Raw genomic sequence first — 5,130 nt, 5'->3', positions numbered from 1 at the left:
CGCGCACCCATCGCCGGCCCGCCGCCCGGCCTCCGGCGCTTCAACACCGCCCCGCGGGCCGCCCTCGAACCCGCGCTGCTCGGCTGCCTCGGCAGCTCCCGCTGGGTCCGGCGGATCGCCGCCACCCGCCCGTACCCCGATCTGGACGCGCTGCTCGCCGCGTCCGACGAGGCGGGCTACGACCTGGCCTTCAGCGATCTCGCCGAGGCCCTCGCCGCCGAAACGCCCACCGTGGCGCCGCCCGCCGCGCCGCCCGCCGCCGCCACCGCGCTGCGCGCCGGGTACGCCGCGTACGAGAGCCGCTTCGGTCACGCCTTCGTGATCGGCCTCGACGACCGGCGGCCCGGCGAGTGTCTCGATCACGTCCTGGCCGCCATCAGGACCCGGCTCGGTCACGATCCCGACCACGAGCGGTCCGTCTCCGCCGACGAACTGCGCCGACTCGCCCGGAGCCGGCTCGTCCGGCTCGTCGAGGACCCGCCCCGGCTGGTGGGACGGCAGCCCGGTCCGGGAGCGGTATCCCCGGGGTGTCCGGATAGTCCGTCCGTGGCGGTTTGATTGCCTGTTTGATCACACCTGGGGACCCCGCGCGAACGAACCGACAACTCGTCGCTACGATGGCCGGGGCCGGTGGACCGTACCCGGCCGGGCGCGACCGACACCACTGTGCTTGATTGAGTAGAAGATGGCGGCCGGCCCCGATCCCCGCTCCCGGAGGGTTTTTCCGTGCCGGCTGGAACGCTGTACCGCGGCCGGGAAGGAATGTGGTCGTGGGTGGCTCATCGAGTCACCGGCGTGCTCATCTTTTTCTTCCTGTTCGTACATGTGCTCGACACTGCTCTCGTCCGTGTCTCACCCGAGGCGTACGACGACGTCGTGGCGACCTACAAGACACCGGTCGTCGCGCTGCTCGAGTACGGCCTCGTGGCCGCCATTCTCTTCCACGCGCTCAACGGCCTGCGGGTCATCGCCGTGGACTTCTGGTCCAAGGGCCCCCGCTACCAGAAGCAGATGCTCTGGTCCGCCGTGGGCATCTGGATCGTTCTGATGGTGGGCGCCCTCTACCCCGTGCTCGGCCACGCCGTACGCGAAGTCTTCGGGAGCTGAGAGACCGCATGTCCACTGACACCACGTCTTCCGCGATCAGTCCCGTCGAGGGCGAGAGCCTGTACGACGCGGACTTCCCGGCTCCGGTCATCGAGCCGCCGCGCAAGCGCACCGCCAAGACCCCGAAGACGACCAGGGGCAACTTCGAGATGGCCGCGTGGCTCTTCATGCGGCTGTCCGGGATCGTGCTGGTCGTCCTGGTCCTGGGCCACCTGCTCATCCAGCTGGTGCTGGACGGCGGTGTCTCCAAGATCGGCTTCGCCTTCGTGGCCGGGCGCTGGGCGTCCCCGTTCTGGCAGGTCTGGGACCTCGCGATGCTGTGGCTGGCGATGCTGCACGGCGGCAACGGCCTGCGCACGATCATCAACGACTACGCGGAGCGCACCAACACGCGCCTGTGGCTCAAGGGCCTGCTGTACACCGCCACGGTGTTCACCATCCTTCTCGGCTCGCTGGTGATCTTCACCTTCGACCCGAACATCCGCTAAAGCCGGGGCTGACGAGACTTCATGAAGATCCATAAGTACGACACCGTCATCGTCGGCGCCGGTGGCGCCGGTATGCGCGCGGCCATCGAGTCGACCAAGCGCAGCCGTACCGCCGTGCTGACGAAGCTGTACCCCACCCGCTCCCACACGGGCGCGGCGCAGGGCGGCATGGCCGCCGCGCTCGCCAACGTGGAGGAGGACAACTGGGAGTGGCACACCTTCGACACGATCAAGGGCGGCGACTACCTGGTCGACCAGGACGCCGCCGAGATCCTGGCGAAGGAGGCCATCGACGCGGTCCTCGACCTGGAGAAGATGGGCCTGCCGTTCAACCGCACCCCGGACGGCACCATCGACCAGCGCCGCTTCGGCGGCCACTCCCGCAACCACGGCGAGGCGCCGGTCCGCAGGTCCTGCTACGCGGCGGACCGCACCGGCCACATGATCCTCCAGACGCTGTACCAGAACTGCGTCAAGGAGGGCGTGGAGTTCTTCAACGAGTTCTACGTCCTCGACCAGCTCCTGACCGAGGTCGACGGGGTCAAGAAGTCCGCCGGTGTGGTCGCCTACGAGCTGGCCACCGGCGAGATCCACGTCTTCCACGCGAAGGCCGTCATCTACGCGTCCGGCGGCACCGGCAAGTTCTTCAAGGTGACCTCGAACGCGCACACCCTGACCGGTGACGGCCAGGCCGCGTGCTACCGGCGCGGGCTGCCGCTGGAGGACATGGAGTTCTTCCAGTTCCACCCGACGGGCATCTGGCGCATGGGCATCCTGCTGACGGAGGGCGCCCGCGGTGAGGGCGGCATCCTCCGCAACAAGGACGGCGAGCGCTTCATGGAGAAGTACGCGCCCGTCATGAAGGACCTCGCCTCCCGCGACGTCGTCTCGCGCTCCATCTACACGGAGATCCGCGAGGGCCGCGGCTGCGGTCCCGAGGGCGACCACGTCTACCTCGACCTCACGCACCTGCCGCCGGAGCAGCTCGACGCCAAGCTGCCCGACATCACCGAGTTCGCCCGGACGTACCTGGGCATCGAGCCGTACACGGACCCGATCCCGATCCAGCCGACCGCGCACTACGCCATGGGCGGCATCCCCACCAACGTGACCGGTGAGGTCCTCTCGGACAACACCACCGTCGTCCCCGGCCTGTACGCGGCCGGCGAGGTGGCGTGCGTCTCGGTGCACGGCGCCAACCGGCTCGGCACCAACTCGCTGCTGGACATCAACGTCTTCGGGCGCAGGTCCGGCATCGCCGCCGCCGAGTACTCCGCGGCCAACGACTACGTCGAGCTGCCCGAGAACCCGGCCGAGCTGGTCGAGGCCCAGGTGGAGCGGCTGCGCGGCTCCACGGGCAAGGAGCGGGTCGCCGAGCTGCGCCTGGAGCTGCAGGAGTGCATGGACGCCAACGTGATGGTGTTCCGCACCGAGCAGACGATCAAGACGGCCGTCGACAAGATCGGCGAGCTGCGCGAGCGCTATCTGCACGTGTCCGTCCAGGACAAGGGCAGGCGCTTCAACACGGATCTGCTGGAAGCCATCGAGCTGGGCAACCTGCTCGACCTGGCCGAGGTCATGGCCGTGTCCGCGCTCGCCCGCAAGGAGTCGCGCGGCGGTCACTACCGCGAGGACTTCCCGAACCGCGACGACGTCAACTTCATGCGCCACACCATGGCGTACCGCGAGGTGGGCGACGACGGTGCCGAGTCGATCCGGCTCGACTACAAGCCGGTCGTCCAGACCCGCTACCAGCCGATGGAGCGTAAGTACTGATGGCTACCCCGACCATGGACAAGCTGGAGGCGCTGGAGGCGGACTCCACCTCCTCCCACCTCATCGCTGTCACCTTCCGGATCCGCCGGTTCAACCCGGAGGTCTCGGACGAGGTCCAGTGGCAGGACTTCCGGATCGACATCGATCCCAAGGAGCGTGTCCTCGACGCCCTCCACAAGATCAAATGGGATCTCGACGGCACGCTCACCTTCCGGCGCTCCTGCGCGCACGGCATCTGCGGTTCGGACGCGATGCGGATCAACGGCCGTAACCGGCTGGCGTGCAAGACGCTGATCAAGGACCTGATCTCGGTCGACAAGAACGGGACGGTCACCAAGCCCGTCACGGTCGAGCCCATCAAGGGGCTGACGGTCCTCAAGGACCTGATCGTCGACATGGACCCGTTCTTCCAGGCGTACCGCGACGTGATGCCCTTCCTGGTCACCAGCGGGAACGAGCCGACCCGTGAGCGGCTCCAGTCCGCCGAGGACCGTGAGCGCTTCGACGACACCACCAAGTGCATCCTGTGCGCGGCGTGCACGTCGTCCTGCCCGGTGTTCTGGAACGACGGCCAGTACTTCGGCCCCGCCGCGATCGTGAACGCGCACCGGTTCATCTTCGACTCGCGCGACGAGGCCGGCGAGCAGCGCCTGGAGATCCTCAACGACAAGGACGGCGTGTGGCGTTGCCGCACCACGTTCAACTGCACGGACGCCTGCCCGCGCGGTATCGAGGTCACGAAGGCCATCCAGGAAGTCAAGCGCGCGCTGATCACGCGCCGTTTCTGACGGTACGTCCGATCGCGGCCGGGGCCCGTTTCCGTAGGTACGGAGACGGGCCCCGGCTGTGTCAGGATCGGAGCGCCGACAGCATCAGGAAAGCGGGGAGAGAGATGAGCGAGCCGAATCCGCACGCGGACGGTGGGTACAACTGGGGGCCACCGGGAGGTGCGGCGCCGGGCGGCCCGGCTCCGGACAGGCCGACCGGGAGCCCGGAGTACGACTTCCCGCCGCCGACGCTCGCCGACGGGATGCCCGGCGGCACGATGCCCGGCGGCCCGGTGGGCGGGGCGCCCGGCGGCGGGGCCCCGGCGTACGGCTATCCCGCCGCCGCGCCCGGATACGGCTATCCGCAGCAGGGGCCCGGGTACGCGGAGCAGCTGCCCGTGCCGATGGGCGCGGGCGGCGGGGCGCCGGTGCTGGCGATCGGTGACATCACGGTCGTCGGGGACCAGATCGTCACTCCTTCGGGGCCGATTCCGCTGCGGGGCGCGGTGTGGAACGCCACGGACATGTCCCGTACGGAGGAGCGCATTCCGCCGGTCGCCATCGTGCTGGCGATCGTCTTCGCCCTGCTGTGCCTGATCGGTCTGCTCTTCCTCCTGATGAAGGAGAAGAAGACGACCGGATTCATCCAGGTCACGGTCACGGGCGGCGGCAGGCACCACGCGACGATGATCCCGGCCAACCATCCGGACGCCTTCCAGATGGTCATGGGCCAGGTCAACTACGGCCGTTCGCTCAGCAGCATGTGACGACGCGCGGAGCCGCCGTACCGACGAGGGCGGGCGGGGGGTGGCTCAACTGCCGCTCTCCTTGCTGCCGTCCGGGCCAGGCACCTCCGGAATCTCGTCGTCCGGGCGGCATTTGGGACCGCCGCACTGACAGGGCGGCCACGCGCGCGACAGGGTCCGCGCCGCCTCGGCCGCCCGTCCCGCGGCGCCCTCGCCGTCCGACCGGGGTGTCCACCGCGCACCCCG

General features: G+C 69.2%; 7 protein-coding genes. 6 read left to right on the top strand and 1 reads right to left on the bottom strand.

Annotated elements, in window-relative coordinates; genetic code table 11:
• From DVH02_RS29265 to DVH02_RS29240, 6 genes are all read left to right on the top strand, one after another.
• On the top strand, nucleotides 1-558 hold a 558-nt coding region (locus tag DVH02_RS29265; protein WP_407697692.1), incomplete at its 5' end, for a 2-oxo-4-hydroxy-4-carboxy-5-ureidoimidazoline decarboxylase.
• A 168-nt stretch (nucleotides 559-726) separates the two neighbouring features.
• Nucleotides 727-1,107: a succinate dehydrogenase, cytochrome b556 subunit gene (gene sdhC, locus DVH02_RS29260; RefSeq protein ID WP_114626872.1), complete on the top strand. Its 381-nt coding sequence runs from the start codon at nucleotides 727-729 to the stop codon at nucleotides 1,105-1,107.
• Between the two features lie 8 nt (nucleotides 1,108-1,115).
• The gene (locus tag DVH02_RS29255; protein ID WP_114626871.1) at nucleotides 1,116-1,595 is read left to right on the top strand and encodes a succinate dehydrogenase hydrophobic membrane anchor subunit; all 480 of its coding nucleotides are present in this window, start codon (nucleotides 1,116-1,118) and stop codon (nucleotides 1,593-1,595) included.
• Between the two features lie 21 nt (nucleotides 1,596-1,616).
• The gene (gene sdhA / locus DVH02_RS29250) at nucleotides 1,617-3,371 is read left to right on the top strand and encodes a succinate dehydrogenase flavoprotein subunit (RefSeq protein WP_114626870.1); all 1,755 of its coding nucleotides are present in this window, start codon (nucleotides 1,617-1,619) and stop codon (nucleotides 3,369-3,371) included.
• Nucleotides 3,371-4,159 (top strand): succinate dehydrogenase iron-sulfur subunit, encoded by a 789-nt coding sequence (locus DVH02_RS29245; protein WP_114626869.1) that lies wholly within the window; start codon nucleotides 3,371-3,373, stop codon nucleotides 4,157-4,159. The genes sdhA and DVH02_RS29245 overlap by 1 nt, the downstream gene beginning before the upstream one ends.
• Nucleotides 4,160-4,263: 104 nt before the next feature.
• Nucleotides 4,264-4,905, top strand: a complete 642-nt coding sequence (locus tag DVH02_RS29240; protein ID WP_114626868.1) for a hypothetical protein — start codon at nucleotides 4,264-4,266, stop codon at nucleotides 4,903-4,905.
• Nucleotides 4,906-4,950: 45 nt separating this feature from the next.
• On the opposite strand, the gene DVH02_RS36505 is transcribed toward DVH02_RS29240, so the two are convergent.
• The coding region (locus tag DVH02_RS36505; protein ID WP_233518528.1) for a hypothetical protein at nucleotides 4,951-5,130 on the bottom strand (180 nt) is incomplete at its 5' end.

It is taken from the genome of Streptomyces corynorhini (assembly GCF_003346515.1).
In the GTDB taxonomy this organism is placed as follows: Bacteria; Actinomycetota; Actinomycetes; order Streptomycetales; family Streptomycetaceae; genus Streptomyces; species Streptomyces corynorhini.
The sequence above is the reverse complement of the archived record's forward strand: the minus strand, read 5'-3'. Positions and strand labels throughout refer to the sequence as shown.